Genomic DNA, 26,748 nt, shown 5'->3' with positions numbered 1-26,748 from the left:
CTCCCTATACTCGCTTCATCACTATTCTTGCTGGTTGACGATGATGCAGATGTTAAAAAAGTTACAGTGTAACGACACGCGATTTACGCTGGGCTGCGCGCTCCTGTTTACCCTGTTAAACGCCCTCTTTATTCACCGTAGCTGGCAGGTCATCGCCCCCGCCCGGCTGCATGATTTTGTCTTTGCCCTGACCGTGCCGCTGGTGCTTTTCTGCGGCTGGGTCATTGTCTTCAGCATTCTGAATATTCCACTTATCCGTAAACCGCTGCTGGTTTTGCTCACCCTGGGATGCGCGGCGGCGACCTGGTTCATGTTCACCTACGGCGCGGTGATTGACCAGAATATGATGGTTAACGTCTTCGAGACCAACTCACAGGAGGCCACGGCGCTTATCACCCCGCAGCTGGTGCTGTGGCTGGCGATCGCCGGGCTGGTGCCAGCCGCCGTGCTGGCGCTGATTCGTATTCGTCCGGGTAAGTGGTGGCAGACGCTGTTGATGCGCGTGGCGGCCATCCTCGCCAGCCTGGTGGTGATCCTTCTGGTGGCCGCGCTCTTTTACAAGGACTACGCCTCGCTGTTTCGCAATAACAAAGGCATCGTCAAAATGGTGACGCCAGCGAATTACGTCAGCGCCATCGTTAAGTACAGCAAGGCGCGCTGGTTTGCCGGCGACCAGACTCTCATCCACCTCGGGGAAGACGCGCGTAAAGGCCCGGTGCTGCTGGCGCAGCAGAAAAAAACCGTGCTGGTATTGGTGATTGGCGAGGCGTCCCGGGCTGAAAATTACTCCCTCAACGGTTACGGGCGTGACACTAACCCTGAGCTGGAAAAACAGGAGATGATCAACTTCCCGCAGGCCTCCTCCTGCGGCACGGAAACTGCCGTCTCCGTGCCGTGCATGTTCTCAGGAATGCCGCGCAAAAAGTATGATGCCGATCTGGCCCATCATCAGGAAGGGTTGCTGGATGTGCTGGCCCACGCCGGGGTAAACCTGCTGTGGCGGGATAACGATGGCGGCTGTAAAGGGGCCTGTAATCGCATCCCGCATACCGACATGACCCAGTGGAAGCTGGATCAGTTCTGTAAGGATAAATCCTGTATTGATGACGTTAACCTCTATCGTCTGAATGAGACCCTGGATGGGCTTAAACAGGATACGGTGCTGGTGATCCACCTGATGGGCAGCCACGGCCCGGCCTACTATCAGCGCTATCCGGAGCAGTACCGCAAATTTACGCCGACCTGTGACACCAACCAGATCCAGGACTGCGATCACCAGGCGCTGATGAACACCTACGACAATACCATCCTGTATACCGACAGCGTGGTGAGTAAAACTATCGACGCCCTGAAGGCGCGTCAGGCGACGATGAACACGGCGCTGGTTTATCTCTCCGATCACGGAGAATCGCTGGGGGAAAACGGTCTTTACCTGCACGGTACGCCGTACATGCTGGCACCTTCGCAGCAGACGCACATTCCGTTTATGTTCTGGCTCTCGCAGGACTATAAAAAGAACTTTGGCGTGGATGCGCAGTGCCTGCGTAACCACGCCGCGAAAGAGGCGGTGTCGCAGGATAATCTCTTCTCCACGGTGCTGGGGATGATGAACATTCGCACCTCCGTCTATCAGCCGCAGATGGATCTGCTTACTGCCTGTCGTCGAACGTAAGGCTTGCAATAGACCGATTGGTCTATTACATTGTCGACATGAATAAGCACACTGAACACGATACACGCGAACATCTCCTTGCGACCGGCGAGCGTCTTTGCATGCACCGCGGGTTCACCGGGATGGGTCTGAGCGAGCTGCTGAAAACCGCCGATGTGCCGAAGGGGTCGTTTTATCACTACTTCCGCTCAAAAGAGGCGTTTGGCGTGGCGCTGCTGGAGCGGCATTACGCGGATTACCATCAGCGTCTGGCCAGCCATTTCGCCAGCGGTCAGGGCAATTATCGCGATCGTGTTCTGGCTTATTATCAGGAGACGCTGGCCCAGTTCTGCGCCCAGGGCATTATCAGCGGCTGTCTGACGGTAAAACTCTCTGCTGAAGTGTGCGATCTCTCGGAAGATATGCGCACGGCAATGGATAAAGGGGCCACGGGTGTCATCACCCTGCTGGCGCAGGCGCTGGCGAAGGGTCGCGAAGAGAAATCCCTGGCCTTCGTCGGGGAACCGCTCACCCAGGCGCAGGTGCTCTACTCCCTGTGGCTGGGGGCCAATCTACAGGCCAAAATGTCCCGCAGCGCGCTGCCGCTTGAAAGCGCCCTGGATCATGTCAAAACCATTATTGCTACGCCTGGCAGTTAACAGGCGTTTTTATTTCGCAAATTACTAGACGACCGGTCTACTCAGGAGCCTTTATGTCAGCTGAAAAATTGTTTACCCCGCTTAAGGTGGGCGCGATCGAAGCACCAAACCGTGTCTTTATGGCGCCCCTCACCCGCCTGCGCAGCATTGAGCCGGGTGATATCCCGACGCCGCTGATGGGCGAATACTATCGCCAGCGCGTGAGCGCAGGACTGATCATCTCTGAAGCCACGCAAATTTCTGCTCAGGCGAAAGGTTATGCCGGCGCCCCTGGCCTGCATAGCCCGGAGCAGATCGCGGCGTGGAAGAAAATTACCGACGGCGTGCATGCTGAAGATGGCCGCATCGCGGTTCAGCTGTGGCACACTGGCCGTATCTCCCACAGCAGCATCCAGCCTGGCGGTCAGGCGCCGGTGTCTGCTTCTGCGATCAATGCGGGTACCCGCACCTCCCTGCGCGATGAGAATGGCAACGCCATCCGCGTTGACACCACCACGCCACGTGCGCTGGAGCTGGACGAGATCCCGGGGATCGTGAACGATTTCCGCCAGGCCGTCGCCAATGCTCGCGAAGCCGGTTTCGATCTGGTTGAACTGCACGGGGCCCACGGCTATCTGCTGCACCAGTTCCTGTCGCCTTCCTCTAACCAGCGTACTGACCAGTATGGCGGCAGCGTTGAGAATCGCGCCCGCCTGGTGCTGGAAGTGATTGATGCGGTTTCTGCAGAGTGGAGCGCGGATCGCATTGGTATTCGCGTTTCGCCAATCGGTTCTTTCCAGAACGTGGATAACGGCCCGAACGAAGAAGCCGACGCGCTGTATCTGATCGAAGAGCTGGCAAAACGCGGCATCGCTTATCTGCACATGTCCGAGCCAGACTGGGCTGGCGGCGAGCCATACACCGATGCCTTCCGTCAGAAAGTGCGCGACCGCTTCCCGGGCGTGATCATCGGTGCCGGGGCTTATACACCGGAGAAAGCCGAAGATCTGATTAACAAAGGGCTGATCGATGCCGTGGCCTTTGGCCGCGCCTATATCGCCAACCCGGACCTGGTGGCTCGTCTGCAGCGCAAAGCCGAGCTGAACCCGCAGCGTCCGGAGAGCTTCTACGGCGGCGGCGCGGAAGGTTACACCGATTACCCCTCTTTATAAGCCCTCGCATTGATAGCGGCGACACTTCGCCGCTATACTAAAACATCGTTTCTGTTCAAGATGATAAAAGCTAAGAGGATAATATGCGCCTACTTCACACCATGCTGCGCGTTGGCGATCTGCAACGTTCCATCGATTTCTACACCAACGTGCTGGGCATGACCCTGCTGCGCACCAGCGAAAACCCGGAATACAAATACTCCCTGGCCTTTGTCGGTTACGGCCCGGAGAGCGACGAAGCGGTTATCGAACTCACCTATAACTGGGGTGTGGATAGCTACGAGCTGGGCACAGCCTACGGCCATATCGCCCTGGAAGTGGATAACGCGGCAGAAGCCTGCGAGCGTATCCGCAGCAATGGCGGCAACGTGACCCGTGAAGCGGGTCCGGTTAAGGGCGGCACCACCGTGATCGCCTTCGTTGAAGATCCGGACGGTTATAAAATCGAACTGATCGAAGCCAAAGACGCCGGTCGCGGTCTGGGCAACTGATCCTGACGGGCGCGCCATGCGCCCGTTGTTTTACTGCATCTCGCCTCAAAATTTGCCATAATACGCACTGCTTTTTTCCCCTTGTAAGAGATCCAGATGTCCGATAACGCTCAACTTACCGGTCTGTGCGACCGTTTTCGTGGTTTTTATCCTGTCGTGATTGATGTCGAAACTGCTGGATTTAACGCCAAAACCGATGCGCTGTTGGAAATTGCCGCCATCACGTTGAAGATGGATGAACAGGGCAATTTGCTGCCGGATTCAACGCTGCATTTTCACGTTGAACCTTTTGAAGGAGCGAACCTGCAGCCTGAGGCGCTGGCATTTAATGGTATTGATCCGCATAACCCGCTGCGTGGGGCAGTGAGTGAATATGACGCGCTGCATGCCATCTTTAAAATGGTGCGCAAGGGCATGAAAGAGCAGAACTGTAATCGCGCAATCATGGTGGCGCACAATGCCACCTTCGATCACAGCTTTATGATGGCTGCCGCCGAGCGCGCGTCGCTGAAACGTAATCCGTTTCACCCGTTTGTGACCTTCGATACCGCGGCCTTAAGCGGGCTGGCGCTGGGGCAAACCGTGCTGTCGAAAGCCTGTATTACCGCCGGTATCGATTTTGACGGCACACAGGCGCACTCCGCCCTGTACGATACCGAACGCACGGCGGTACTGTTTTGCGAAATCGTTAACCGCTGGAAGCGTCTCGGCGGCTGGCCGCTGCCAGATGTTGGCAACAACGCATAAAAAAAGCGACCGGAAGGTCGCTTTTTTATTTACCGTGCGCAAAATTACTCGGCGCCTGGCTCTTCAGATTTGTACTTCGCAGCCGTCTCTTTAATCAGCTGCTGCAGTTCGCCGCGCTGATACATCTCAATCAGGATGTCGCAACCGCCAACCAGTTCACCGTCAACCCACAGCTGCGGGAAGGTCGGCCAGTTAGCGTATTTTGGCAGCTCAGCGCGGATATCCGGGTTCTGCAGAATATCAACGTAAGCAAAACGTTCGCCACAGGCAGAGAGCGCCTGCACCGCCTGAGCGGAGAAACCACAGCTAGGCAGTTTCGGAGAACCTTTCATGTACAGCAGGATCGGGTTTTCAGCAATCTGCTGCTGAATTTTTTCAATAGTAGTGCTCATGTCTTGCTTCCTTTTACTTCTGTTACGGCAATAGTCTGACATTGTAGCGTTTCAGGCCGACTACGGAAAATAACATTTTCGTCACGTATATGATTTTACCGCGCGTGGCGTAAAGTTGCATTGTAAAACTACCTTATCCCGTTCCCCCCTGCGTCTTTGCTCAGCGAATGTACAAATCAACCGGTTGAAATTCCGATTTTTTGCACTTGCTAACGAAACGCAGTTTTAGATGCAAAAAGTTTATTAACGCAGGGGCTTTTTATAGATTAGAATCGACAAGTTTTGTAAATCAGACGCAGGATAATTTATATCCAGCTATTACCAGGGGAATGCCCAGTGGCGCGAATAAATAAATTCTCGATCACGCTCTGTGCTTTGCTGTTTTCATCTCTCACCTTCACGCCGGTGGCAAATGCCTCAGAGCAGGCGCGGCCTTCTGCCGCCCACAAAACGCATCTGGCGAAAGCCACCGAACCGAAGAAAAAAAGCAGCACCGGCAAAACCACGAAAAAAGAGAGCACCAGCAAAAAAAGCACCGCCAGTAAAAAGAGCAGCAAAAAAAGCAGCCTCGCTAAAACACAGCCAGCCACCTCCAGTAAGAAAAGCAAAAATTCCTCCCGCAGCGCGCCCCGTACAACTCAAACCGCTTCCCGCGTTGTGACAGAAAAATGTACATCCCGTAAAGGACGTAAAGCGCAGTGCGTGAAAACCAGCAAGACCACGACCCTTGCTGAAGCGCACAAAGTCCGGGTGCAAAAAGCGCAGAAAACGGCGTTAAATAAACTGATGGGCCAGATTGGTAAACCGTATCGCTGGGGCGGCAGCTCACCGCGTACCGGTTTCGACTGCAGTGGTCTGGTCTATTACGCCTATAAAGATCTGGTGAAGTTCCGCATCCCGCGCACCGCCAACGAAATGTACCATCTGCGTGACGCCTCCCCGGTGGATCGCGGTGAGCTCGAAAGCGGCGATCTGGTGTTCTTCCGCACCCAGGGTCGCGGTACCGCCGATCACGTTGGTGTCTACGTTGGCAACGGCAAATTTATTCAGTCGCCGCGTACCGGCCAGGATATTCAGATCACCTCCCTGAGCGAAGACTACTGGCAGCGCCATTACGTTGGCGCTCGCCGCGTGATGAAGCCCAGCACGCTGCGTTAACCCCCTGCCCCGCGGGTAAGCCTGCGGGGTAAGTTCCTCTTTTGTAGGGTCTTTCAATTTGCTACTCTATCCTTACATTCAATATGGTTATTGGATGGTTCACTATAATAAGGAGAGAAGCAATGTCGTTTGAATTACCTGCATTACCGTATGCAAAAGACGCCCTGGCCCCGCATATTTCTGCGGAAACCCTGGAGTACCACTACGGCAAACACCACCAGACCTATGTCACCAACCTGAATAACCTGATCGCCGGCACCCCATTTGAAGGGAAAACCCTGGAAGAGATCGTGCGTAGTTCTGAGGGCGGCATCTTCAATAACGCCGCCCAGGTGTGGAACCACACCTTCTACTGGCACTGCCTGGCGCCTCAGGCCGGTGGCGAACCGACGGGTGATCTGGCTGACGCCATCACCGCCACCTTTGGCAGCTTTGCGGAATTTAAAGCGAAGTTTACCGACGCCGCGGTGAAAAACTTTGGCGCGGGCTGGACCTGGCTGGTGAAAGAGGCGGACGGGAAACTGGCCATCGTTTCCACGTCCAATGCGGGCACGCCGTTGACCAGCAACGCTACCCCGCTGTTAACGGTGGATGTATGGGAACACGCTTACTACATCGATTACCGTAATGCGCGCCCGAACTACCTTGAGCACTTCTGGGCGCTGGTAAACTGGGAATTTGTTGCGAAGAACTTCGCGGCATAACGAAAAACGCAGAAGGCCGGGCCTTCTGCGTTTTGGTGTTATTCGGCGGCGCAAACCGGTTCAGGTTGTTTTCTGTCGGCCATTAGCACCAGCAGAAGCCCCAGCGCGGCAATGATGGCCCCCATCACCGGAACAAAGCTGTACCCCAGCCCGCCGGAGATCACCGCACCACCTGCCGCCGCACCCAGCGCATTCCCCAGGTTAAACGCCCCGATATTGACGGAGGAGGATAACCCTGGCGCATCGCTTGCCACGCGCATCACGCGCATTTGCAGCGGCGGTACCACCGCAAAGGTCGCCATCCCCCATACCACCATCGCGAACGCCGCCCCTACTTCATTACGTGCCAGCCACGGGATCGCCAACATAATCGCGATCAGCAGCAGTAAAAAGCCTTTCAGGGTGCCGCTTACGGAGCGGTCCGCCAGCTTACCGCCCAGGAAGTTGCCGAGCGAGAAACCGACGCCAATCAGCACCAGCATCGCGGTAACAAAAGCAGGTGTCGCCTGGTTAATGTCATGCAGAACGGGCGCAATGTAGGTATAGAGGGTGAACATCGCTCCGGCGCCCAGCACCGTGGTCAGCAAGGCGGAAAGCACCTGCGGGCGCATCAGCACCGCCAGCTCCTTGCGCACCTCCGGTTTTTCGCCCGCGCCGCCCGCTGGGAGGGAGAAGAAGAGCGCGACCATCGAGACCACGCCCAGAAGCGCCGTCGCCAGGAAGGACATCCGCCAGCCGATAGCTTCGCCCATCCACGTTGCGGCAGGTACGCCGCCAATATTGGCGATGGTGAGCCCCATAAACATGGTTGCTACGGCGCTGGCCTGTTTATGCTTCGGCACCACGCTTGCGGCGACCACCGACCCGAGGCCAAAGAAGGCGCCGTGATTAAGGCTGGTCAAAATACGCGACAGCAACAGGGTGGTGTAATCCGGGGAGAGCGCCGACAGCACGCTACCGACGGTAAAGATCGCCATCAGGAAGATCAGCGCATTTCGACGGCCGCGATGGGAAAGCAGCAAGGTCATCAGCGGCGCCCCTACCATTACGCCGATAGCGTAGGCGCTGATTAACATGCCCGCAGCGGGAATAGAGACATCCACACCCCGGGCGATAACCGGTAGCAGTCCCATTGGAGAAAACTCGGTGGTGCCAATGCCAAATGCGCCAATGGCCAGGGCCAGCAGCGGAAAATTGATTTTCATACTTCAACTCCGGATACCGTGTCGTCAGGCGACACAGAACAATGAAGGCGAAAGCATGACATCAATCACAAAAAATGAGAAGTTAACAATTTGGCAAAAGATTTTTGCAAGAAGCGTAACAATGAGAGTAAGGAGACGAGGGAGCGTTAACTCCCTCGCAAATATCAGTGCAGCGCAGCCGTCAGTCCGCTGGCAACGATCAGACCCAGAACAATAACGGTGGTAATCAGCGAAAACTTAAGATCGGTACTCATCAATTTTTCTCCTTTTAATCACCCTACGAAGAGTGAGCTTGCTCATTTTTGCACAGTTCAGGGTAAAAATCTTGCTGGATTTAGAATGATATCGATTTTTACTCTTCCCCTTTTGGTAAAGATCAGCCAAAATTCCACGCTAAATTTATTAGCGTACCGGCCATTGACCCCCTCCTGACGTCCTGTGTCGTTTTCCCGGCGTACCGCAATTCAAATTGCGCAATTAGGGCGAGTGAAGGCAAACGTTTACCTATTGGTTTTTCAGGAGCTTAAGATATGGTCTGGAGTGACATCTGATGGCAACAATTAAAGACGTAGCGAAACGCGCAAACGTTTCCACTACAACCGTATCACATGTTATTAACAAAACCCGCTTTGTGGCGGAAGAGACGCGTAACAACGTCTGGGCAGCGATCAAAGAGCTGCACTATTCTCCGAGCGCCGTCGCCCGTAGTCTGAAGGTGAACCACACCAAATCGATCGGCCTGCTGGCGACCAGCAGCGAAGCCCCCTACTTCGCAGAAATTATTGAAGCGGTAGAGAAAAACTGCTTCCAGAAAGGTTACACCCTGATCCTCGGCAACGCCTGGAACAGCCTGGAGAAGCAGCGGGCCTATCTGTCGATGATGGCGCAAAAGCGCGTCGACGGCCTGCTGGTGATGTGCTCGGAATATCCGGAGCCGCTGCTTAAGATGCTGGAAGAGTATCGCAACATCCCGATGGTGGTGATGGACTGGGGCGAAGCGAAAGCCGACTTCACCGACTCGGTCATTGATAACGCCTTTGAAGGTGGCTACATGGCCGGACGTTATCTGATCGAACGCGGTCATCGCGATATCGGCGTCATCCCGGGCGCGCTGGAGCGCAACACCGGCGCCGGTCGTCTGGCCGGTTTTATGAAAGCGATGGAAGAGGCCTTAATCACGGTGCCGGAAAACTGGATCGTCCAGGGCGACTTTGAGCCGGAGTCCGGCTATCGCGCCATGCAGCAGATCCTCTCCCAGACGCCGCGTCCAACCGCTATTTTCTGCGGCGGCGATGTGATGGCGATGGGTGCCCTCTGTGCCGCTGATGAGATGGGGCTGCGCGTGCCGCAGGACGTTTCGCTGATCGGGTATGATAACGTGCGCAACGCCCGTTTCTTCACCCCGGCGCTGACCACCATCCACCAGCCAAAAGATTCGCTGGGCGAGACCGCCTTCAACATGCTGCTCGACCGTATCGTCAACAAACGTGAAGAGTCGCAGTCTATTGAAGTGCATCCGCGTTTGATCGAACGCCGCTCCGTCGCCGATGGCCCGTTCCGCGATTACCGCCGTTGATCCGCTCAGGGAGCCAGTACCTCTGGCTCCCGCAGCCACTCCCTGTTCATCGTTTCACTGTCCCCCAGATAATCCAGCAGCCACGCCAGCGCCGGTGACATGTCGTTTTGTTGCCAGGTGAGGCAGCAGGCCGCATCCGGGAAGGGGTTTTCCAGCGTCAGCTCCACCCATTTACCACTGTCTATCCAGGGCCGGGCAAAATGGACCGGCACCATCCCCACGCACAGACCAGCCGACAGACAGGTCGCAGAGGATTCCCAGTCCGGGGTGACGATCCGCCGTTGGTTGTCCAGCAGCCAGGTGATCCGTTTCGGCAGCGAGCGGGAGGTATCTTCTCGCACCAGCGACGGCCAGTTGCGCAGAGTGTCATCGCTGAGCGGGCCGGGAAGCGCGGCCAGCGGATGATGGCTGGCCACCACGCAGACCCAGCTTAGCGTGCCCATATCGCGAAACGCGTAGCGTCCCCCCACCGGTATCGCCTGGGTCGCGCCGATCGCCATCTCCACCCTGCCGTCCGCCAGCGCATCCCAGACACCGTTAAAGACCTCCTGGGAGACCCGCAGCTCAACGTCAGCGAAGTGGCGATAAAAGTCGACGATCATCTGACGGGTGCGCTCGGGACGAACGATGTTATCCACCGCAATGGAGATATGCCCGCGCCAGCCGTTGGCGATCTGCTGACACTGTTCGCGGGTGATCTGCATTTTTTTGATAACAGAGCGCCCCTCCTTCAGAAACCACAGCCCGGCAGGTGTCAGCTCCACATCACGGTGACGCCGTTCAAACAGTGGCACCGCCAGCCACTCCTCAAGCTGACGCACCGTATAGCTGATGGCTGACGGGACACGATGTAGCTCCTGCGCCGCACCGCTGAAGCTGCCGTTACGCGCAACGGCATCCACCACTTCAAGGGAATATTCTGACCACATTTTCTGCCTGCAAAAAATTTGAATGCAACCGCCAAATATTAGCGTTTCACAAGCGGGATTGCACTGCCTACACTCAGCGGCTACCTAAACCTGCATCCATAAGGACAATAAAACAATGCAACCCGGGAAAGGATTTTTAGTCTGGCTCGGCGGCCTGAGCGTGCTGGGCTTTCTCGCCACCGATATGTATCTGCCTGCGTTCGCCATCATGCAGGCGGATCTGCAAACCCCGGCTGCCGCCATCAGCGCCAGCCTGAGCCTCTTCCTGGCCGGTTTTGCCTTCGCGCAGCTGCTCTGGGGACCGATGTCTGATCGCTTCGGACGCAAGCCGGTGCTGCTGGCTGGCTTAGCCATCTTTGCATTCGGTTGCCTCGGCATGCTGTGGGTACGCGACGCCACCTGGCTGCTGGTGCTACGCTTCATCCAGGCGGTGGGCGTCTGCGCCGCGGCAGTGACATGGCAGGCGCTGGTGACCGATTACTACCCGGCATCGCGAACCAACCGCATTTTCGCCACCATCATGCCGCTGGTTGGCTTGTCGCCGGCGCTGGCACCGCTGCTCGGCAGCTGGATCCTCGCCCATTTCAGCTGGCAGGCCATTTTTGCGGTGCTGTTTGCCATTACCCTGGTGCTGATGCTCCCGGCCTTTTTCCTGAAGCCAGTGACGGTAAAAGAGGCGCAGCCAACCTCCCGCGTGACCTTCTTTACCCTGCTTCGCTCCCGCATCTACCACGGTAACGTGCTGATCTACGCCGCCTGTTCCGCCAGCTTCTTCGCCTGGCTGACCGGCTCGCCGTTTATCCTCAACGATATGGGCTACAGCCCGGCGGTAATTGGCCTGAGCTATGTGCCGCAAACCATCGCCTTCCTGATTGGGGGGTACGGCTGCCGCGCCGCGCTGCAAAAATGGCAGGGTCACCAAATGCTGCCGTGGCTGCTGGGCCTGTTTGCCGTCAGCGTGATCGGCACCTGGGCGGTCGGGTTTATTCCGGGCGTCAGCCTGGCGGCGCTGCTGGCCCCCTTCTGCCTGATGGCAGTGGCGAACGGTGCCATCTACCCTATCGTGGTAGCGCAGGCGCTGCGTCCCTTCCCGCAGGCGACCGGCAGCGCTGCGGCGCTGCAGAACACCCTGCAACTGGGACTCTGCTTCCTCGCCAGCCTGCTGGTCTCCTGGCTGATTGCTACCCCGTTGCTCACCACCACCAGCGTAATGGTCGCAACCGTCGTGCTGGCTGCGCTTGGCTATCGGATGCAGTATCTCCCTGCGGGCCAGCAGGATGAGCGCCCGCAGGCCGAATCTTCCCACGCCTGACAGAATAGTTAATTAGCGCGCTAACAATATCTTGTTGAATCACCATGATATCAGTCCTATACTGACTGAAGCGTTCTGATAAATACTACAAATATTAAGTGTTAACGGGAGCCGGAGTGCTCCCGTTTTACCATGGATGGCCTTTCGGCAAGGGTCCTCTCCCTTCCTCTGTTCTACGTCGGATATTAGCCTCACGGGTCACACCGTGAAATTTCTCACTCTCCATAAAGAGCGTCTACGCTGTTTATGGGTTCTGATCACATCAGGTGATGGAGAAGCTATGAGTTCATCGTGTATAGAAGAAGTCAGCATCCGGAATGATGACTGGTTCCGGATAGTCAATGAATTGCTGAGCCGCGCGGGTATCACCATCAACGGCCCGGCATCCTCCGATCTACAAATTAAACACCCCGATTTTTTTAAACGCGTCCTGAAGCAGGGCTCGCTGGGTCTCGGCGAGAGCTACATGGACGGCTGGTGGGAGTGCGAACGGCTGGACATCTTTTTCCACAAGGTGTTGCGCGCGGGTCTGGAATCACAGCTGCCCAGCCACCTGAAGGATACCCTTCGCATTGCCACTGCCCGTCTGTTCAACCTGCAAAGTAAAAAGCGCGCCTGGATTGTCGGCAAAGAGCACTACGATCTTGGCAACGACCTGTTCAGCCGCATGCTCGATCCGGCGATGCAGTACTCCTGCGGTTACTGGAAAGAGGCCACCACGCTTGAGCAGGCGCAGCAGGATAAACTGCGCCTCATCTGCGAAAAACTGCAGCTACAGCCCGGTATGCGAGTACTGGATATCGGCTGCGGCTGGGGTGGTCTGGCAGAGTTTATGGCGCAGCACTATGGTGTCAGCGTAGTCGGCGTGACCATTTCAGCGGAACAGCAACGCATGGCGCAGGCGCGTTGCGCCGGGCTGGATGTGACTATCCTGTTGCAGGATTACCGCGATCTGAACGATCAGTTCGACCGCATTGTCTCGGTGGGGATGTTTGAGCACGTGGGGCCGAAAAACTACAACACCTATTTTGAGGTGGTGGATCGTAACCTGAAGCCGGATGGCCTGTTCCTGCTGCATACCATTGGTTCGAGAAAAACCGACCATCGCGTCGATCCCTGGATAGACAAGTACATCTTTCCGAATGGCTGTTTACCCTCAGTTCGCCAGATTGCCAACGCCAGCGAAGCCCATTTTGTGATGGAGGACTGGCATAATTTTGGCGCTGATTACGATACCACGCTGATGGCCTGGCATGAGCGCTTCATTGCCAGCTGGCCGGAGATCGCCGACAACTATTCTGAACGATTTAAACGGATGTTCAGCTACTATCTGAATGCCTGTGCCGGTGCGTTTCGCGCCCGTGATATTCAGCTGTGGCAGGTGGTATTCAGCCGCGGTGTGGAGCACGGTCTGCGGGTGGCCCGCTAAAAAAGACCCCGGCTTGCCGGGGTCTTTTTTATCACGCGTCGTTGAGCGTCTGCTGGATAGCCGCCGCCTCTTTGGCCGCCAGTACGCGCTCCACGGTATCGACCACCGCCTGGGTTTGCGGATCGATTTCGATATTCACTTTGTGACCCAGCTTTTTGCTGCCGAGGGTGGTGCGCTGCAGCGTCTCCGGGATCAGGTGGACGCAGAATCGGGTAGGCGTTACTTCACCAACGGTCAGACTGATGCCATCCACGCCAATAAAACCTTTATAGAGGATGTACTTCATCAATGACGGATCCTGCACCTTGAACCAGATTTGACGATTATTTTCTGAGGTGAGGATTTTGGCGATTTCCGCGGTGGTCATAATATGGCCTGACATTAAATGCCCGCCAATTTCGTCGCTGAATTTCGCGGCGCGCTCCACGTTAACAATATCGCCCTCAACCAGGTCGCCCAAATTGGTAATGCGCAGCGTCTCTTTCATTAAATCGAAGCTGATGAGATTACCGTTAATTTCGGTCACCGTCAGGCAACAACCGTTGTGTGCAACCGATGCCCCGGTCTCCAGCCCATCAAGCATCTCATCCGGCAGGGCGACGACATGGGTGCGGAAGTTGGGTTTTTCATCAATGGACACCAGTTTTGCGGTGCCCTGCACAATACCAGTAAACATGCTTACGACTCCTGTTTGTTCCTTCGGTGTTAACACCGTTTAATCTCACCACAATAACAGTTGAAAATAGAGGTTGCCAGTACCCACCTTTTCTGGCGATTTTTTCACTAGATAATTAGCTTATCCCCGCTACAATAGCTGGAATTCCCCGCATCTTCTTCTTGCTGTTTTTCGCAGCGGCTTTTTTTGCATTCAAATAACAACAAAACCAAAGGTGTTCACGTGCAGAAGTACATGAGTGAAGCGCGTCAGTTATTAGCTCTGGCAATCCCGGTGATACTCGCGCAAATCGCCCAGACCTCAATGGGGTTCGTCGATACGGTTATGGCCGGTGGTTACAGCGCCACCGATATGGCCGCGGTAGCCATCGGTACCTCTATCTGGCTACCGGCTATTCTCTTCGGCCACGGCCTGCTGCTGGCCTTGACGCCAGTGATTGCCCAGCTGAACGGCTCCGGGCGGCGGGATCGCATCGCCCATCAGATCCGTCAGGGCTTCTGGCTGGCCGGTCTGGTCTCGATGTTGATCATGCTGGTGCTATGGAACGCGGGCTATATTATTCACGCCATGCGCAATATTGACCCGGCCCTGGCGGATAAAGCCGTCGGCTATTTACGCGCCCTTCTCTGGGGGACGCCGGGTTATTTATTCTTCCAGGTGATGCGTAATCAGTGCGAAGGTCTGGCGAAGACCAAACCGGGCATGGTGATGGGCTTTATCGGCCTGCTGGTCAATATTCCGGTGAACTACATCTTTATTTACGGTCATTTCGGCATGCCTGAACTGGGCGGCATCGGCTGCGGCGTTGCCACGGCGGCAGTCTACTGGGTGATGTTCTTCGGCATGCTCTCTTATGTGAAGCGTGCCCGCTCCATGCGTGATATCCGTAACAAAGCGGGTTTCAGCCAGCCGGACATGGAGGTGGTCAAACGTCTGGTGCAGCTGGGCCTGCCTATCGCGCTGGCGCTCTTCTTCGAGGTGACGCTGTTCGCGGTGGTCGCGCTGCTCGTCTCCCCGCTGGGGATTGTGGATGTGGCCGGGCACCAGATCGCCCTTAACTTCAGCTCGCTGATGTTTGTTCTGCCGCTGTCGCTTGCTGCCGCGGTGACCATTCGCGTCGGTTATCGCCTCGGTCAGGGCTCCACGCTGGATGCGCAAATCGCAGCCCGGACCGGCATTGGCGTAGGCATGTGCATGGCCGTCTGCACCGCGCTGTTCACCGTCACGCTGCGCGAGCAGATTGCCCTGCTCTATAACGACAACCCGGAAGTGGTGCTGCTGGCCTCCCATCTGATGCTGCTCGCGGCCGTGTACCAGCTCTCCGATTCAATCCAGGTGATCGGCAGCGGCGTGCTGCGAGGTTATAAAGATACGCGGTCGATCTTCTTTATCACCTTTATCGCCTACTGGGTGCTGGGTCTGCCGAGCGGGTATATTCTGGCGCTCACCGATCTGGTGGTGGATCGTATGGGCCCGGCCGGTTTCTGGATGGGCTTTATCATCGGTCTGACCTCCGCCGCCGTTATGATGATGCTGCGCATGCGTTTTTTACAGCGCCAGCCATCCAGCGTGATTTTGCAACGCGCTGCACGTTAATCACCCGCCAGCCGCCTGCGGGCGGCTACTTTCTCTTCATTTTGCGCGGGAATAGAGCAATCGCGTGAAATCTGAAAGAAAATTGCGGTTTGCCTCTTGCCTCATGCGACCACTGCCGCTAATATCCGTCCCCGTTGTGACACACAACAATGCGTTCATAGCTCAGTTGGTTAGAGCACCACCTTGACATGGTGGGGGTCGTTGGTTCGAGTCCAATTGAACGCACCATTCTGCGTCCGTAGCTCAGTTGGTTAGAGCACCACCTTGACATGGTGGGGGTCGGTGGTTCGAGTCCACTCGGACGCACCATTTCAGTTCTGAAATGGTGCAATCCCTCTTCTTCTCTGATTTATCACTTTCGCTTCGTTTCTGAGTTGCTCATCACCCGTTTTCTACCACACTTAACCTGCATAGCATTTTTCCCATGGATTCGGTAAAAAAAACAGCAGGTAAACACAATGAAAAAGATTGCCATTGTCGGAGCAGGTCCCACAGGGATCTATACCCTCTTTTCTCTTCTGAAACTGAATACACCGCTTTCCGTTACCGTTTATGAACAGGCTGAAGAGGCCGGCGTCGGGATGCCCTATAGCGATGAAGATAACTCGCGCATGATGCTGGCCAATATCGCCAGCATTGAGATCCCGCCCCTCTTCTCGACCTACCTTGCGTGGCTGCGTACCCAGAGCGAGGCGCATCTTGCGCGCTACGGCGTGCAGAAATCCACCCTGCACGACCGACAGTTCCTGCCGCGTATTCTGCTGGGCCAGTATTTCCGTGACCAGTTCCAGACGCTCATCGCGCATGCACGAAAACAGGGCTTCGAGATCACCGTCCAGGAGTCCTGTCAGGTGAGCGATCTGCTGGCCAGCGCCGAGGGGGTGAGCATCTGGACCGACGGTAAACTCACTCCTGACCAGTTCGAGCTGGCCGTTATCGCCACCGGCCACGTCTGGCCGGACGAAGATACCTCCCCACGCGACTTCTTCCCGAGCCCCTGGTCCGGGCTGATGGAGGCCAGTATCGGGGCGGGCAAGGTGGGCATTTTAGGTACCTCCCTGAGCGGGCTGGACGCGGCAATGGCCGTTGCCGTACAGCATGGCAAATTCATTGAGACCGATGACGAGCAGATCCACTACCGGCTCGATGAGAAGAGCGAGGCGCTGAAGATTGTGCTGATGTCCCGCTCTGGCATCCTGCCCGAAGCCGATTTCTACTGTCCTATCCCCTACGAGCCGTTAAGCGTGGTTACGGAAACGGCTATCGAGGCGGCGATCCAGCAGGGCTCCACCGGCCTGCTCGACCGGGTGTTCAGGCTGATGGTTGAAGAGCTGACGCAGGCCGACCCGCAGTGGAGCAAGGCGATCGCCCTGGACACCCTCACCGCCGACAGCATCCGCGACGCCTGGTTTGCCGACCGCCAGAAGCATGGCCCGTTCCGCTGGGCGGTCTCTAATCTGGATGAAGTGGAGCGCAACAAGCGGGACCGCCGCACGTTGCCGTGGCGCTACACTGTGTTGCGGCTGCATGAGGCCGTGGAGAAGATTGTGCCCTACCTGGATGAGACCGACAGAGAACGTTTCAAAACGGGGCTGGCGCGGGTGTTTATCGACAATTATGCGGCGATCCCCTCACGGTCGGTGCGCCGACTGCTGGCCCTGCGCGAGGCGGGCATCATCAGCATTGAGGCGCTGGGCAATGAGTATGAACTGGCCGCAGAAGGGAACCGGACGGTCATTCACGCCGAGGGTAAACGCTGGATCTTTGATACCTTTATCGATGCCCGCGGGCAAAAAGCGCTGAAAAGCAAAGACCTGCCGTTCCCTTCCCTGCGCGAACAGCTTGTCTCTGCGGGAGAAGATATCCCCGACGTCGGCGACGATTACACCCTGCTGGCACCGGAGTACCTGCGCGGGCGCATCGCCTTCGGCGCCCTGCCCTATCTGATGCACGATCGTCCCTTTGTTCAGGGGCTGGTGGCCTGCGCGGAGATCGGCGAAGCGATGGCGAAAGCCGCCGTTCAGCCCGCCTCCCGCGTGCGCAGGCGGTTGCCGTTTATGGCGGAGTAAAGGCGGTTTCGCAGGCGGCGGCCAACGCCAGCAGCGGAGATTCATCGGCTGCGGGAGAGAGAATTTCCAGCCCCACGGGAAAGCCGCTGCGCGTTCTGCCGCAAGGAAGCGTGATCGCGGCGAAACCGCTGATGGCCGCCAGCTCAGGCGCACATCCGGGCGGCATCTTCTCCAGGCTGTTAGGTATACGGCATACCGTTGGGTAAAGGTAAGCGTCGACTCCCGCCTGCTCAGCTACCTGACCAAGAGTGTGGCGCAGCCGACGCCGCAGCTCTCTTTCGGCGCGCCACGCCGGGGTTTTTAGTTTGTCGCTGGCGAGCATCCGGGTCAGCAGCGGCAAAAACTCCGGTAAAAATTGCCCGGATGCCACAATCGCATGCAGATCCGTCGGGGCACCTGGCTGCCGCTTTAACCAGGCATCGAAACCCACGCGAAATTCGAACAGGCTCAGGCAGGTTGCTCCCTCCACGTCGCGCAGTATCGGCAGGTCGATTTCCGTAAGCGTTGCGCCGTGACGCGCAAGCTGCGCGAGGGCGGCATGCCATACCTCTCTCTGGTGCGAATCGCTCCCTTCCAGGGTGCGGATCACTCCAAAACGCACCCCTTTCAGCGAAACGGGTTCAAGGGGCCGTGGCGTCTGGCCGTGAATAATCCAGTGCAGCAGGGCCGCATCCTGCACGCTATGTACCATCGGCCCCACCGTGTCTTTACTGAGAGAGAGCGGCGCGATGCCCTCCATCTGCTCCCTGCGCACCCGCGGTCTTAACCCCACCAGCCCGGTATAGCTGCACGGGATGCGGATCGAACCGCCGGTATCGGTTCCTAACGCCCCCTCCGCCATCCCTGCCGCCACCGCCGCCGCGCTGCCGCCGCTGGAGCCGCCTGCCGTGATGCCTGGGAAAAGCGGATGATGTACATCGCCGCCAAGGGAGCTGCGGGAGCGGACGTCGAAGGCAAACTCGGACATATTGGCCCGGGCCAGAATTATCGCCCCGGCAGCCCGCAGACGGCGCACCACCAGCGCATCCCCTGTGGACCGAAGCGCGGCCAGGGCCTGACACCCTGCCGTTATCGGCAGTCCGGTGCAGGCGATATTATCTTTGACGATCAGCGGCACGCCGTGTAGCGGCCCCAGCAACTGGCCGCGACGCCGCAGCGACTGGCAGATGTGCGCCTGGGCCTGCGCCTCCGGGTTGATGCCGAGGATTGCGTTCAGCTGCGGCTGCCCGGCGATGATTGCCAGCCGTCGGGCTATCTCTTCGGGGGCATCCCTGGGGGGAATCAACCGACTCTTTTGCATATTGTCCTCTTCACAGTCATGCCGGGGGCCAGCGCAGCGCGCTGACCTCCCGTTGCAATCAGTCCCGCAGCCCGGAGGTGATGGCATCCAGCGCTTCCGGATGCAGACGGATCTCCGCGGCGCGACGGTGCCCCTGCATCCCCTCGGTACGGCTCTGGCGAATGGCCGGTTCCGCAATCGCCGCGATGCCTTGCTCGTCGATCCACTGATGGGTACAGATTTTAACGTAAGCCCCCACCCACAGCCCGCCGGTGTAACGTGCTGCCGCCATGGTTGGTAAGGTGTGGTTGGTGCCGCAACATTTGTCCGAGAAGACCACGCTGGCGTTCTGGCCGATAAACAGCGAGCCGTAATTGCGGATTTTCGCCGCCGTGCTGTGCGGGTCGCGGGTATGGACCTGCAGATGCTCGGTCGCCATATAATCCGCAAAGGCGATCAGCTGCTCTTCGCTGTCGCATACCGCGATTTCTCCCTGACGACGCCAGGCTTCGCCCGCGGTCGCGGCGGTAGGCAGCGTCATCAGCTGGCGCTCAATTTCTGACAGCACCCCCTCGGCGATTGCCCGGCTGGTGGTTGCCAGCCCGACGCGGGTGTGGACATCATGCTCGGCCTGCGCCAGCAGATCGGCGGCAATAATGCGCGCATCGGCGCTGTCGTCGGCGACGGTGAAGATCTCGCTCGGCCCCGCCAGGGCGTCAATCCCCACGTTACCAAACACCTGGCGCTTGGCCTCGTTCACAAAGGCGTTGCCCGGTCCGACAATTTTATCCACTGCCGGTACGCTCTCCGTTCCCCAGGCCATGGCTGCCACCGCCTGAGCGCCGCCAATTTTAAAGATCCGGTGCGCCCCGGCCAGGTGACAGACCGCAATCATCGACGGGTGCGCCGCGGGCGGCAGACAGGCGATGATCTGTTCGCATCCGGCAACCGTGGCGGGCACGATGGACATCACCGGCGCGGAGAGGATCGGATAGCGGCCCCCCGGCACATAACACCCCACCGTCTGAACCGGAATAATCCGGTGCCCCAGATGCACGCCAGGCAGGGTTTCCACCTCCAGCGGCTGCATGGTGGCAAGCTGAGCCTCGGCAAAGCGCCTGACCTGGGCGATGGCAAACTCGCTGTCGCGGCGGGTCTGCGGGTCCATCTCGCACAGCGCGGTCTCAATCTCCTGGGCCGTGACTTCAAACTGCGCGGGCACCACCTTATCAAACTGCCGCGAGAAATCTCTCAGGGCCGCGTCGCCCTCGTCTTTTACCCGCGCAATAATGCCACCGACCGTGTCGGTTAACGATTTGTCGGCCTGCGCATCCTGCCCCTGGGGACGTTTGATCCAGCTCACCTGGTCAACAATTGACTGTACAGACATTATGCTTCCTCCATTTGACCCAGTTTGATTTGTGCCAGCAGCGCCAGGTGATCGTAAAGCACCCACTCGTCGACAATTTTGCCGTTAATAATGTGGTAGTGAGACATCCCCATCACGAACAGACGTTTACCGGTCGGTTTACCCAGCTCGCCGTAGCCCAGGTGGTGACCCTCGATGATCCAGCGTATCGCTACTTTCGTGCCGCCTTCGTCGCACGGGTTGGAGCAGATGTGCTGCGGCAGCCAGGCGCCGTCAGGGATCATGCCGATCAGGGCCAGAGTCTGGTGCGTCACCGACGCTGTGCCGTACAGTTCTTTCATCAGCGGACCGTGCCACTGAACGTTCGGCGCGTAGACCTCTTTGATCTTGCCGAGCATCCGGCGGTTATAGATTTCGTGCATCCAGCGCAGGCACTGCTCTTCGGTGTCGGTATGGGCGATGGAGACATCGCAGACCATCTCCGGCGGATACTGCCCCAGCATGCGGCCGTTTTCACCGATATCGGTAACGCGAAAGCCCTTGTCGAACTGCTCTTTCGCCATGTTAAAGGCGATTTCATCGGTGTTCAGTCCCAGCTGCTTCATCAGCGACATGTTGTCGCTCACCACCCACTCGCGATAGATCTTGTTCTCGTGGATCATGCAGTCGGCCACGGTGCGGGTGACGAACGTTCGGTTAGTCGGTTTGCCAAGGTGGCTGAACTGGGTATGGCGCCCGCTGCCGGTCACCAGGTGCGAGGTGTAAAAACCGTCCACGTCGTTACCGTTCCAGATCACCTGGGTCGCCATGCCGCGGCGCTCCGGGAAGGCCACCAGGCGTTGCAGCGTATCCTGCACCACCTGCTCGCGGGTATAGAGAGTACCCAGCGCGTTATATAAGACGCAGTTGTGCGTATAATGGGTGTAAATTAATCCGGTAATGACTCCAACTTACTGATAGTGTTTTATGTTCAGATAATGCCCGATGACCTTGTCATGCAGCTCCACCGATTTTGAGAACGACAGTGACTTCCGTCCCAGCCTTGCCATGGCAAGGCTGGGACGGAAGTCACTGTCGTTCTCAAAATCGGTGGAGCTGCATGACAAGGTCATCGGGCATTATCTGAACATAAAACACTATCAGTAAGTTGGAGTCATTACCCCTTAGCCATTGCTTTCCCTCGTTAGATGTAACCACACAATCTAATCGACCAAAGTACAAAAAACTATAGATACATTATCAAGCCCACCAGCAGATAAGTGTTGTAATGTCTGCCACATCCCCGGAGTGGCCACGTTCATGCCCTTGAATTGCTGTCGCTTCATCGCCGCTGATAACCGGTGCACGTCTGGCGTTCGCGCTGCTCTACCGGAGCTTTTTTGATATAAGAATCTTGACCCGTCACTACACAGGCTCGCTCATTGGCGACTCAGGACAGCATCATGACTGCTGCATTGGCTTTCGGCTACGGGCTATCCGCTTCGCTACTTCATCTTTATTGCTCCTTATGGCAGTTAGCCTGCCATGCTTTGCTATGCGCCAGCACATCTTTCTTCGTCTTCCGATCCAGCACATCCCAGTCATGCTCAGTGGCGATATCGGCTTCACCCAGTCACAGCCGGTGTCGATTATCTCAACCTTTGCGGGTCCAGTTTGCGCGTAGCTCACGATCGACATCATCAGGCATATGGCTAACTGTCTGCTGAACATTGCGGGCCTCTTTGGTTACTTCAACCCGACGTTCTGCAGCTGCTTTAGTTGCTGCGGCGTTCTCGTCGATTCGCTGCTTATCCGCTTTGGCTTCCGCCTTCTCCCGGCCACGCATGCGTCCCAAGCCAAAAGCACCCAAAGCCACCAGCGCAGCAGTGACGATAAAAGCCAGGATGGCTTTCATTTTGGTCATAGGCTTACGCGCTCCCGGATCAAGCCATAGGCGAATGACTCGTTAGCTGGGCGCTGCTCTGCCAACTCGAGATAACGCTGACCCTGGCTGCAGTTCAGTGCCCGGAGTAATACCATCTTCCCTTCACTGCCGCATTTCGCCAGCAAAGATTTCAGCGCGCTGATGCTGCGCGGGCCAATCCGGCCGTCGGCGATCAGGTCGGGATAGAACTGCTGTTAATTGTTGAATACGTTCAACCAGCGCTGGAACCATTTAACCTGTACCGATGGCTCCATGTTCACGCCGGTGTCGCAGAGTTCGGCGGCGATGACTGGGGATATAGCTTCAACCTGGTCGAAGCGTGGGCCATCCCAGTAATCAGCCTCGAGGATTTCCAGAGTCTGCTCGCGGGTCAGGTTGCGCATGTCACCGGTATAACCATGGGCACGGGCCGTCGCCTGGGTAACGCCCCAGTTCGTCTGTATGAGGAACAAGGCATCAACACCCAGCAGCTCCTGGGTCACTCATCAGACAGGATGACAGCGCAGTATCATAACGATCGCGGCCTCGACTGGGTGAAAGCGAAGGTGTAGCTACGTGAATAATTGGGCCGTATCCCCCTGCAAATTTCGCAGAATTTAAGGATTCATTTTGGGGAGGAGTTTTGGGGAAGAAAAAATCGGGCAAAAAACCGGGTATCACGCCCGGTTCTTTTTCCAGCCTGAAAATGCCCTTACGCGCTCAATCCGCGGTTCACCAGCATCGGCTCAATCTGTGGATCGTGCCCGCGCCATTGACGATAAAGTTCAGCTAAATCAGTGCTATTCCCGCGCGACAAAATCGCCTCACGGAATTTATCCCCGTTTTCGCGGGTCAGCCCGCCCTCTTCCACAAACCACTGATAGCCGTCGTCGGCCAGCATTTGCGTCCAGAGATAGGCGTAATAGCCTGCTGCGTAACCGCCACCGAAGATATGGGCGAAGTAGCTGCTGCGATAGCGCGGTGGTACGGCAGGGAGATCCAGCTGTTCGCGTTCCAGCGCCGCGGCTTCGAACGCCTCCACGTTTACTGGCGCTTCGCTGGCGGTTATTCCGTGCCAGTTCATATCCAGCAGTGCGGCGCTGAGCAGCTCGGTCATGTCATAGCCTTTATTAAACTGGGTGGCACTGAGCATTTTCTCGCGCAGCGCGTCGGGCATCGGCTCCCCGGTTTCGTAATGGCGGGCATAATGGGCAAAGACCTCGGGATGGCTGGCCCAGTGTTCATTGATTTGTGACGGGAACTCCACGAAATCCCGCGGCGTGTTGGTGCCAGAGAGCGTGGCGTAACGCTGGCTGGCAAACAGGCCGTGCAGGGTATGGCCAAATTCGTGGAACAGGGTGATCACATCATCCCACGAGATTAGCGCTGGCTGGCCTTCAGCCGGTTTTTGATAGTTGCAGACGTTGTAGATCACTGGCCGCGTCCCGGCTTCATGGGATTGCTCGATAAAGTTACCCATCCACGCCCCGCCGCCTTTGGAGTCGCGGGCGAAGAAGTCACCGTAAAAGAGCGCCATCCCTTCTCCGTGATGATCGAAAATCTCCCAGACTCGCACATCAGGGTGGTAGACAGGGATATCCTTGCGCTCGGCAAACGTAATGCCGAAAAGCTGAGTCGCCGCCCAGAAGACGCCGTCGGTCAGCACCCTGTCGAGAGCAAAATAGGGTTTAACCTGTGATTCATCCAGAGCGTACTTCGCCAGACGCACGCGTTCAGCGTAAAAGGCCCAGTCCCAGGCCTGAACCTGAAAATGGCCCTGCTCTTCATCGATCACTTTCTGAATGTCAGCCTGCTCCTGCAGGGCGCGACCGCGCGCAGCAGGAACGATACCCCGCATAAACTGCAGCGCAGCGTCGGGGGTTTTCGCCATCTGATCGGCAATTTTCCAGCTGGCGTAGCTGTCATAGCCCAGCAGTTCAGCCTGACGCGCACGGAGCGCCACCAGACGTGCGACCACCTCACGGGTATCGTTGGCATCGTTTTTTTGCGTGCGCAGCCAACCCGCTTTGAAGAGGTTTTCCCTGGTCTGACGATCGCGTAGCTGTTGCAGGGCCGGCTGTTGCGTGGTGTTCAGCAGCGGAATGAGCCAGCGCTCGTTGAGACCCTTCTCCGCTGCGGCCTCGGCAGCCGCGGCCTGTTCCGCCGGGCTCAGGCCATCCAGTTGATGCTGATAATCCACCAGCAGCCCACCCGCCTTGTCTGCCGCCAGCAGACGCTGGTTAAACTGGCTGGTTAGCGCGGCGGATTCGGTATTAAGCGCTTTCAGGGCCTGCTTTTCCGCCTCGCCCAGCCGGGCACCAGCCAGAATAAAGCGCTGATGCAGCTCCTCAATCAGCCGCAGGGACTCGGCATCCGGCGCCATCGTCTGGCGGTCATTGTATATGGCGTCCACCCGGGCGAAGAGCGCGTCATTCAGCCAGATATCGTTAGAGAGCGCCGCCAGTTCGGTGGAAATCGCCTCTTCCAGCTGCTGCAGGTAGTCATTGGTGTGCGCCGAGGTCATGGCAAAGAAGACGTTGCTCACCCGGCTCAGCAGCTCGCCGCTTTTCTCCAGCGCCAGGACGGTATTGGCAAAATCAGGCGCATCCGCGGAGCCAGCTATCGCCGCGATCTCCTTGCGCTTCTGGCGAATGGCTTCGTCAAAGGCCGGACGATAATGTTCGTCGCGGATCAAATCAAAATGCGGTGCCTGGTACGGCAGCGTGCTGCTTGTGAAAAACGGGTTGGTGCCAGACATATCAGACTCCTGAATACGGTAAATTTCACCAGAGTAGGCCAGCCCGGCAGCCACTGCAATCTCTGTCACCTGAAGGGGCTAAAAAGTCGCCTTACTCTGCGTCAGATCACATGCTATGGTAGTACTACACAAAAAGCGTTGAGGAACAGTGACATGATTATTTTAGTTACCGGGGCGACAGCTGGATTTGGTGAAAGCATTACGCGTCGCTTCGTCGCAAACGGCCATAAAGTGATTGCAACAGGCCGCCGTCAGGAGCGTCTGCAGGAGCTGAAAGAGGAGCTCGGCGACAGCATTCTGACCGCCCAGCTGGACGTGCGTAACCGCGCATCCATTGAAGAGATGATTGCCAATCTGCCAGCGGAATGGCGTGACATCGACGTGCTGGTCAACAACGCCGGGCTGGCGCTGGGTCTTGAGCCCGCACACAAAGCCAGTGTGGAAGACTGGGAAACGATGATCGACACCAACAACAAAGGCCTGGTCTATATGACCCGCGCCGTACTGCCCGGCATGGTGGAGCGCAACCGCGGTCATGTGATCAATATCGGCTCGACCGCCGGTAGCTGGCCCTATGCCGGCGGCAACGTCTATGGCGCGACCAAAGCCTTTGTACGCCAGTTCAGCCTGAACCTGCGCACCGATCTGCACGGCACCGCTATCCGCGTAACGGATATCGAGCCGGGTCTGGTGGGCGGTACAGAGTTCTCCAATGTTCGCTTTAAGGGCGATGATGCGAAAGCGGACAAAACCTATGAGAACACCACTGCGCTGACCCCGGATGATGTCACCGAAGCTGTCTGGTGGGTAGCCACGCTGCCGAAGCACGTCAACATCAACACCGTTGAGATGATGCCAGTGACGCAGAGCTTTGCTGGCCTGAGCGTCCATCGCGGATGATCTTTCCCCGCCCGGCCTGCGGGCCGGGTCTGGGATACCGGGTAAAAGAATGGTAGTATTTCCGGGTTAACCCTCTGAGAAATCACATCGAATGGCCGCTGAATCGCAACTTAATCCGACACAACCCGTAAATCAGCAAATTTATCGTATTTTGCGCAGCGACATCGTGCATTGTCTGATCCCGCCGGGAACCCCTTTATCAGAAAAAGAGGTGTCGGTACGTTTTGATGTCTCCCGGCAGCCGGTTCGCGAAGCCTTTATCAAGCTGGCGGAAAATGGCCTGATTCAGATCCGCCCCCAGCGCGGCAGCTACGTCAATAAGATCTCCCTCAGTCAGGTGCAAAACGGCTGTTTTGTCCGCCAGGCCATCGAGTGCGCCGTCGTCCGTCGCGCGGCAAGCCTGGTCGACGATCATCAGTGCTATCAGCTGGAGCAGAATCTGCATCAGCAGCGTATCGCCATTGAGCGTAAACAGCTGAATGACTTCTTCCTGCTCGACGATGAATTTCATCAGAAGCTGGCGCAAATTGCTGGCTGTCAGCTGGCGTGGGACACTATTGAGAACATCAAGGCGACCATGGACCGGGTGCGTTACATGAGCCTTAATCACGTATCGCCGCCAGAGATGCTGCTGCGCCAGCATCTGGATATTTTCCATGCCCTGGAAAAGCGTGACGCCGATGCGGTAGAAAAAGCGATGACCCTGCATCTGCAGGAAATTGGCGAGTCAGTACAGTTAATTCGTCAGGAAAATAGTGACTGGTTTAGCGAAGAGTAGCCAAAATGAATGCCGC

General features: G+C 57.1%; 24 protein-coding genes, 2 tRNA genes and 4 pseudogenes. 18 read left to right on the top strand and 12 right to left on the bottom strand.

The features are described 5' to 3' along the window. Positions 1-43: 43 nt before the first annotated feature. The 5 genes from eptA (at position 44) to rnt (ending at position 4,699) form a co-directional block, all read left to right on the top strand. Positions 44-1,672 (top strand): phosphoethanolamine transferase EptA, encoded by a 1,629-nt coding sequence (gene eptA, locus FHC51_RS15575; protein ID WP_220436703.1) that lies wholly within the window; start codon positions 44-46, stop codon positions 1,670-1,672. A gap of 38 nt (positions 1,673-1,710) precedes the next feature. After that, positions 1,711-2,310: a TetR/AcrR family transcriptional regulator gene (locus FHC51_RS15570; protein ID WP_103179364.1), complete on the top strand. Its 600-nt coding sequence runs from the start codon at positions 1,711-1,713 to the stop codon at positions 2,308-2,310. Positions 2,311-2,363: 53 nt separating this feature from the next. Beyond that, complete coding sequence (locus FHC51_RS15565; protein WP_114315181.1) at positions 2,364-3,461, top strand: alkene reductase; 1,098 nt, start codon at positions 2,364-2,366, stop codon at positions 3,459-3,461. 83 nt (positions 3,462-3,544) lie between these two features. Continuing rightward, entirely contained in the window at positions 3,545-3,952 is a 408-nt protein-coding gene (gene gloA, locus FHC51_RS15560; RefSeq protein ID WP_103823907.1) for a lactoylglutathione lyase, read from the top strand. 96 nt (positions 3,953-4,048) lie between these two features. Next, a complete protein-coding gene (rnt, locus tag FHC51_RS15555; RefSeq protein WP_220435973.1) occupies positions 4,049-4,699 on the top strand; it encodes a ribonuclease T in 651 nt (216 codons plus the stop codon). A gap of 44 nt (positions 4,700-4,743) precedes the next feature. Here rnt and grxD read toward each other — a convergent pair whose 3' ends face one another. Then, the gene (gene grxD / locus FHC51_RS15550) at positions 4,744-5,091 is read right to left on the bottom strand and encodes a monothiol glutaredoxin 4 (RefSeq protein WP_032617810.1); all 348 of its coding nucleotides are present in this window, start codon (positions 5,089-5,091) and stop codon (positions 4,744-4,746) included. A gap of 336 nt (positions 5,092-5,427) precedes the next feature. Here grxD and FHC51_RS15545 point away from each other — a divergent pair, with 336 nt between their 5' ends. Next, on the top strand, positions 5,428-6,249 hold the full coding sequence (locus tag FHC51_RS15545) for a C40 family peptidase (RefSeq protein WP_220435972.1): 822 nt from the start codon (positions 5,428-5,430) through the stop codon (positions 6,247-6,249). A gap of 122 nt (positions 6,250-6,371) precedes the next feature. Beyond that, positions 6,372-6,953: a superoxide dismutase [Fe] gene (gene sodB, locus FHC51_RS15540; RefSeq protein WP_114315184.1), complete on the top strand. Its 582-nt coding sequence runs from the start codon at positions 6,372-6,374 to the stop codon at positions 6,951-6,953. 38 nt (positions 6,954-6,991) lie between these two features. Here the strand turns inward: sodB and FHC51_RS15535 are convergent, their stop codons facing one another. Further along, a complete protein-coding gene (locus FHC51_RS15535) occupies positions 6,992-8,158 on the bottom strand; it encodes an MFS transporter (protein WP_220435971.1) in 1,167 nt (388 codons plus the stop codon). A gap of 164 nt (positions 8,159-8,322) precedes the next feature. Further along, positions 8,323-8,412 carry a YnhF family membrane protein gene (locus FHC51_RS15530; RefSeq protein WP_103179357.1) on the bottom strand — a complete coding sequence of 30 codons (90 nt, stop codon included), beginning with the start codon at positions 8,410-8,412 and terminating at the stop codon, positions 8,323-8,325. A 296-nt stretch (positions 8,413-8,708) separates the two neighbouring features. On the opposite strand from FHC51_RS15530, the gene purR reads away from it, so the two are divergent. Beyond that, a complete protein-coding gene (purR, locus tag FHC51_RS15525; protein WP_103179356.1) occupies positions 8,709-9,734 on the top strand; it encodes an HTH-type transcriptional repressor PurR in 1,026 nt (341 codons plus the stop codon). 5 nt (positions 9,735-9,739) lie between these two features. Here purR and punR read toward each other — a convergent pair whose 3' ends face one another. Continuing rightward, a complete protein-coding gene (gene punR, locus FHC51_RS15520) occupies positions 9,740-10,663 on the bottom strand; it encodes a DNA-binding transcriptional activator PunR (RefSeq protein WP_220435970.1) in 924 nt (307 codons plus the stop codon). 115 nt (positions 10,664-10,778) lie between these two features. Here punR and punC point away from each other — a divergent pair, with 115 nt between their 5' ends. Then, on the top strand, positions 10,779-11,975 hold the full coding sequence (gene punC / locus FHC51_RS15515; RefSeq protein ID WP_220435969.1) for a purine nucleoside transporter PunC: 1,197 nt from the start codon (positions 10,779-10,781) through the stop codon (positions 11,973-11,975). A gap of 280 nt (positions 11,976-12,255) precedes the next feature. Further along, positions 12,256-13,404: a cyclopropane fatty acyl phospholipid synthase gene (gene cfa / locus FHC51_RS15510; RefSeq protein WP_103823901.1), complete on the top strand. Its 1,149-nt coding sequence runs from the start codon at positions 12,256-12,258 to the stop codon at positions 13,402-13,404. A 31-nt stretch (positions 13,405-13,435) separates the two neighbouring features. Here cfa and FHC51_RS15505 read toward each other — a convergent pair whose 3' ends face one another. Continuing rightward, positions 13,436-14,080, bottom strand: a complete 645-nt coding sequence (locus FHC51_RS15505) for a riboflavin synthase subunit alpha (protein ID WP_103823900.1) — start codon at positions 14,078-14,080, stop codon at positions 13,436-13,438. A gap of 222 nt (positions 14,081-14,302) precedes the next feature. Here FHC51_RS15505 and mdtK point away from each other — a divergent pair, with 222 nt between their 5' ends. The 4 genes from mdtK (at position 14,303) to FHC51_RS15485 (ending at position 17,745) form a co-directional block, all read left to right on the top strand. Further along, positions 14,303-15,676, top strand: a complete 1,374-nt coding sequence (gene mdtK / locus FHC51_RS15500; RefSeq protein ID WP_220435968.1) for an MdtK family multidrug efflux MATE transporter — start codon at positions 14,303-14,305, stop codon at positions 15,674-15,676. 151 nt (positions 15,677-15,827) lie between these two features. Next, positions 15,828-15,904, top strand: a tRNA-Val gene (locus FHC51_RS15495). Between the two features lie 4 nt (positions 15,905-15,908). After that, a tRNA-Val gene (locus FHC51_RS15490) sits at positions 15,909-15,985 on the top strand. Between the two features lie 149 nt (positions 15,986-16,134). Then, entirely contained in the window at positions 16,135-17,745 is a 1,611-nt protein-coding gene (locus FHC51_RS15485) for an FAD-NAD(P)-binding protein (protein ID WP_220435967.1), read from the top strand. On the opposite strand, the gene FHC51_RS15480 is transcribed toward FHC51_RS15485, so the two are convergent. The 4 genes and pseudogenes from FHC51_RS15480 to FHC51_RS15465 all read right to left on the bottom strand — a co-directional run. Further along, positions 17,732-19,045: an amidase family protein gene (locus FHC51_RS15480; RefSeq protein WP_220435966.1), complete on the bottom strand. Its 1,314-nt coding sequence runs from the start codon at positions 19,043-19,045 to the stop codon at positions 17,732-17,734. The genes FHC51_RS15485 and FHC51_RS15480 overlap by 14 nt on opposite strands. 58 nt (positions 19,046-19,103) lie before the next feature. Continuing rightward, positions 19,104-20,414: a histidinol dehydrogenase gene (hisD, locus tag FHC51_RS15475; RefSeq protein WP_255584885.1), complete on the bottom strand. Its 1,311-nt coding sequence runs from the start codon at positions 20,412-20,414 to the stop codon at positions 19,104-19,106. Continuing rightward, on the bottom strand, positions 20,414-21,250 hold the full coding sequence (locus FHC51_RS23170; protein ID WP_309236341.1) for an ester cyclase: 837 nt from the start codon (positions 21,248-21,250) through the stop codon (positions 20,414-20,416). Before FHC51_RS23170 ends, hisD begins: the two co-directional genes overlap by 1 nt. Before the next feature lie 93 nt (positions 21,251-21,343). Then, positions 21,344-21,442: pseudogene (locus FHC51_RS15465) on the bottom strand (IS1 family transposase); the annotation flags it as partial. On the opposite strand from FHC51_RS15465, the pseudogene FHC51_RS15460 reads away from it, so the two are divergent. Next, positions 21,441-21,539, top strand: a pseudogene (locus FHC51_RS15460) (IS1 family transposase); the annotation flags it as partial. The pseudogenes FHC51_RS15465 and FHC51_RS15460 overlap by 2 nt on opposite strands. A gap of 487 nt (positions 21,540-22,026) precedes the next feature. Here the strand turns inward: FHC51_RS15460 and FHC51_RS15455 are convergent. Together FHC51_RS15455 and FHC51_RS15450 are read right to left on the bottom strand one after the other, a co-directional pair. Next, on the bottom strand, positions 22,027-22,296 hold the full coding sequence (locus FHC51_RS15455; RefSeq protein WP_220435965.1) for a hypothetical protein: 270 nt from the start codon (positions 22,294-22,296) through the stop codon (positions 22,027-22,029). Further along, positions 22,293-22,754, bottom strand: a pseudogene (locus FHC51_RS15450) (glycoside hydrolase family 108 protein); the annotation flags it as partial. The pseudogene FHC51_RS15450 and the gene FHC51_RS15455, both read right to left, overlap by 4 nt. Between FHC51_RS15450 and FHC51_RS22965 the strand changes: the two are divergent. Further along, positions 22,752-22,868: pseudogene (locus FHC51_RS22965) on the top strand (integrase); the annotation flags it as partial. The pseudogenes FHC51_RS15450 and FHC51_RS22965 overlap by 3 nt on opposite strands. A gap of 140 nt (positions 22,869-23,008) precedes the next feature. Here the strand turns inward: FHC51_RS22965 and dcp are convergent. Beyond that, entirely contained in the window at positions 23,009-25,054 is a 2,046-nt protein-coding gene (gene dcp / locus FHC51_RS15445; RefSeq protein WP_220435964.1) for a peptidyl-dipeptidase Dcp, read from the bottom strand. A gap of 153 nt (positions 25,055-25,207) precedes the next feature. Here dcp and ydfG point away from each other — a divergent pair, with 153 nt between their 5' ends. Together ydfG and FHC51_RS15435 are read left to right on the top strand one after the other, a co-directional pair. Further along, positions 25,208-25,954: a bifunctional NADP-dependent 3-hydroxy acid dehydrogenase/3-hydroxypropionate dehydrogenase YdfG gene (gene ydfG / locus FHC51_RS15440; protein ID WP_114315029.1), complete on the top strand. Its 747-nt coding sequence runs from the start codon at positions 25,208-25,210 to the stop codon at positions 25,952-25,954. 91 nt (positions 25,955-26,045) lie between these two features. Then, on the top strand, positions 26,046-26,732 hold the full coding sequence (locus FHC51_RS15435; protein WP_103824467.1) for a GntR family transcriptional regulator: 687 nt from the start codon (positions 26,046-26,048) through the stop codon (positions 26,730-26,732). Positions 26,733-26,748: the final 16 nt, after the last annotated feature.

Origin of the sequence: Leclercia sp. EC_58, from assembly GCF_019584355.1 — a bacterium.
In the GTDB taxonomy this organism is placed as follows: domain Bacteria; phylum Pseudomonadota; class Gammaproteobacteria; order Enterobacterales; family Enterobacteriaceae; genus Enterobacter.
This window is presented reverse-complemented; position numbering and strand designations above follow the sequence as displayed.

Excerpts from the sequence above, each read along its gene's own strand:
- eptA (WP_220436703.1), top strand. The coding sequence starts at position 44 with ATGCAGATGTTAAAAAAGTTACAGTGTAACGACACGCGATTTACGCTG.
- FHC51_RS15570 (WP_103179364.1), top strand. The coding sequence starts at position 1,711 with ATGAATAAGCACACTGAACACGATACACGCGAACATCTCCTTGCGACC.
- FHC51_RS15565 (WP_114315181.1), top strand. The coding sequence starts at position 2,364 with ATGTCAGCTGAAAAATTGTTTACCCCGCTTAAGGTGGGCGCGATCGAA.
- gloA (WP_103823907.1), top strand. The coding sequence starts at position 3,545 with ATGCGCCTACTTCACACCATGCTGCGCGTTGGCGATCTGCAACGTTCC.
- rnt (WP_220435973.1), top strand. The coding sequence starts at position 4,049 with ATGTCCGATAACGCTCAACTTACCGGTCTGTGCGACCGTTTTCGTGGT.
- grxD (WP_032617810.1), bottom strand. The coding sequence starts at position 5,091 with ATGAGCACTACTATTGAAAAAATTCAGCAGCAGATTGCTGAAAACCCG.
- sodB (WP_114315184.1), top strand. The coding sequence starts at position 6,372 with ATGTCGTTTGAATTACCTGCATTACCGTATGCAAAAGACGCCCTGGCC.
- FHC51_RS15535 (WP_220435971.1), bottom strand. The coding sequence starts at position 8,158 with ATGAAAATCAATTTTCCGCTGCTGGCCCTGGCCATTGGCGCATTTGGC.
- FHC51_RS15530 (WP_103179357.1), bottom strand. The coding sequence starts at position 8,412 with ATGAGTACCGATCTTAAGTTTTCGCTGATTACCACCGTTATTGTTCTG.
- purR (WP_103179356.1), top strand. The coding sequence starts at position 8,709 with ATGGCAACAATTAAAGACGTAGCGAAACGCGCAAACGTTTCCACTACA.
- punR (WP_220435970.1), bottom strand. The coding sequence starts at position 10,663 with ATGTGGTCAGAATATTCCCTTGAAGTGGTGGATGCCGTTGCGCGTAAC.
- punC (WP_220435969.1), top strand. The coding sequence starts at position 10,779 with ATGCAACCCGGGAAAGGATTTTTAGTCTGGCTCGGCGGCCTGAGCGTG.
- cfa (WP_103823901.1), top strand. The coding sequence starts at position 12,256 with ATGAGTTCATCGTGTATAGAAGAAGTCAGCATCCGGAATGATGACTGG.
- FHC51_RS15505 (WP_103823900.1), bottom strand. The coding sequence starts at position 14,080 with ATGTTTACTGGTATTGTGCAGGGCACCGCAAAACTGGTGTCCATTGAT.
- FHC51_RS15485 (WP_220435967.1), top strand. The coding sequence starts at position 16,135 with ATGAAAAAGATTGCCATTGTCGGAGCAGGTCCCACAGGGATCTATACC.
- FHC51_RS15480 (WP_220435966.1), bottom strand. The coding sequence starts at position 19,045 with ATGCAAAAGAGTCGGTTGATTCCCCCCAGGGATGCCCCCGAAGAGATA.
- hisD (WP_255584885.1), bottom strand. The coding sequence starts at position 20,414 with ATGTCTGTACAGTCAATTGTTGACCAGGTGAGCTGGATCAAACGTCCC.
- FHC51_RS15455 (WP_220435965.1), bottom strand. The coding sequence starts at position 22,296 with ATGACCAAAATGAAAGCCATCCTGGCTTTTATCGTCACTGCTGCGCTG.
- dcp (WP_220435964.1), bottom strand. The coding sequence starts at position 25,054 with ATGTCTGGCACCAACCCGTTTTTCACAAGCAGCACGCTGCCGTACCAG.
- ydfG (WP_114315029.1), top strand. The coding sequence starts at position 25,208 with ATGATTATTTTAGTTACCGGGGCGACAGCTGGATTTGGTGAAAGCATT.
- FHC51_RS15435 (WP_103824467.1), top strand. The coding sequence starts at position 26,046 with ATGGCCGCTGAATCGCAACTTAATCCGACACAACCCGTAAATCAGCAA.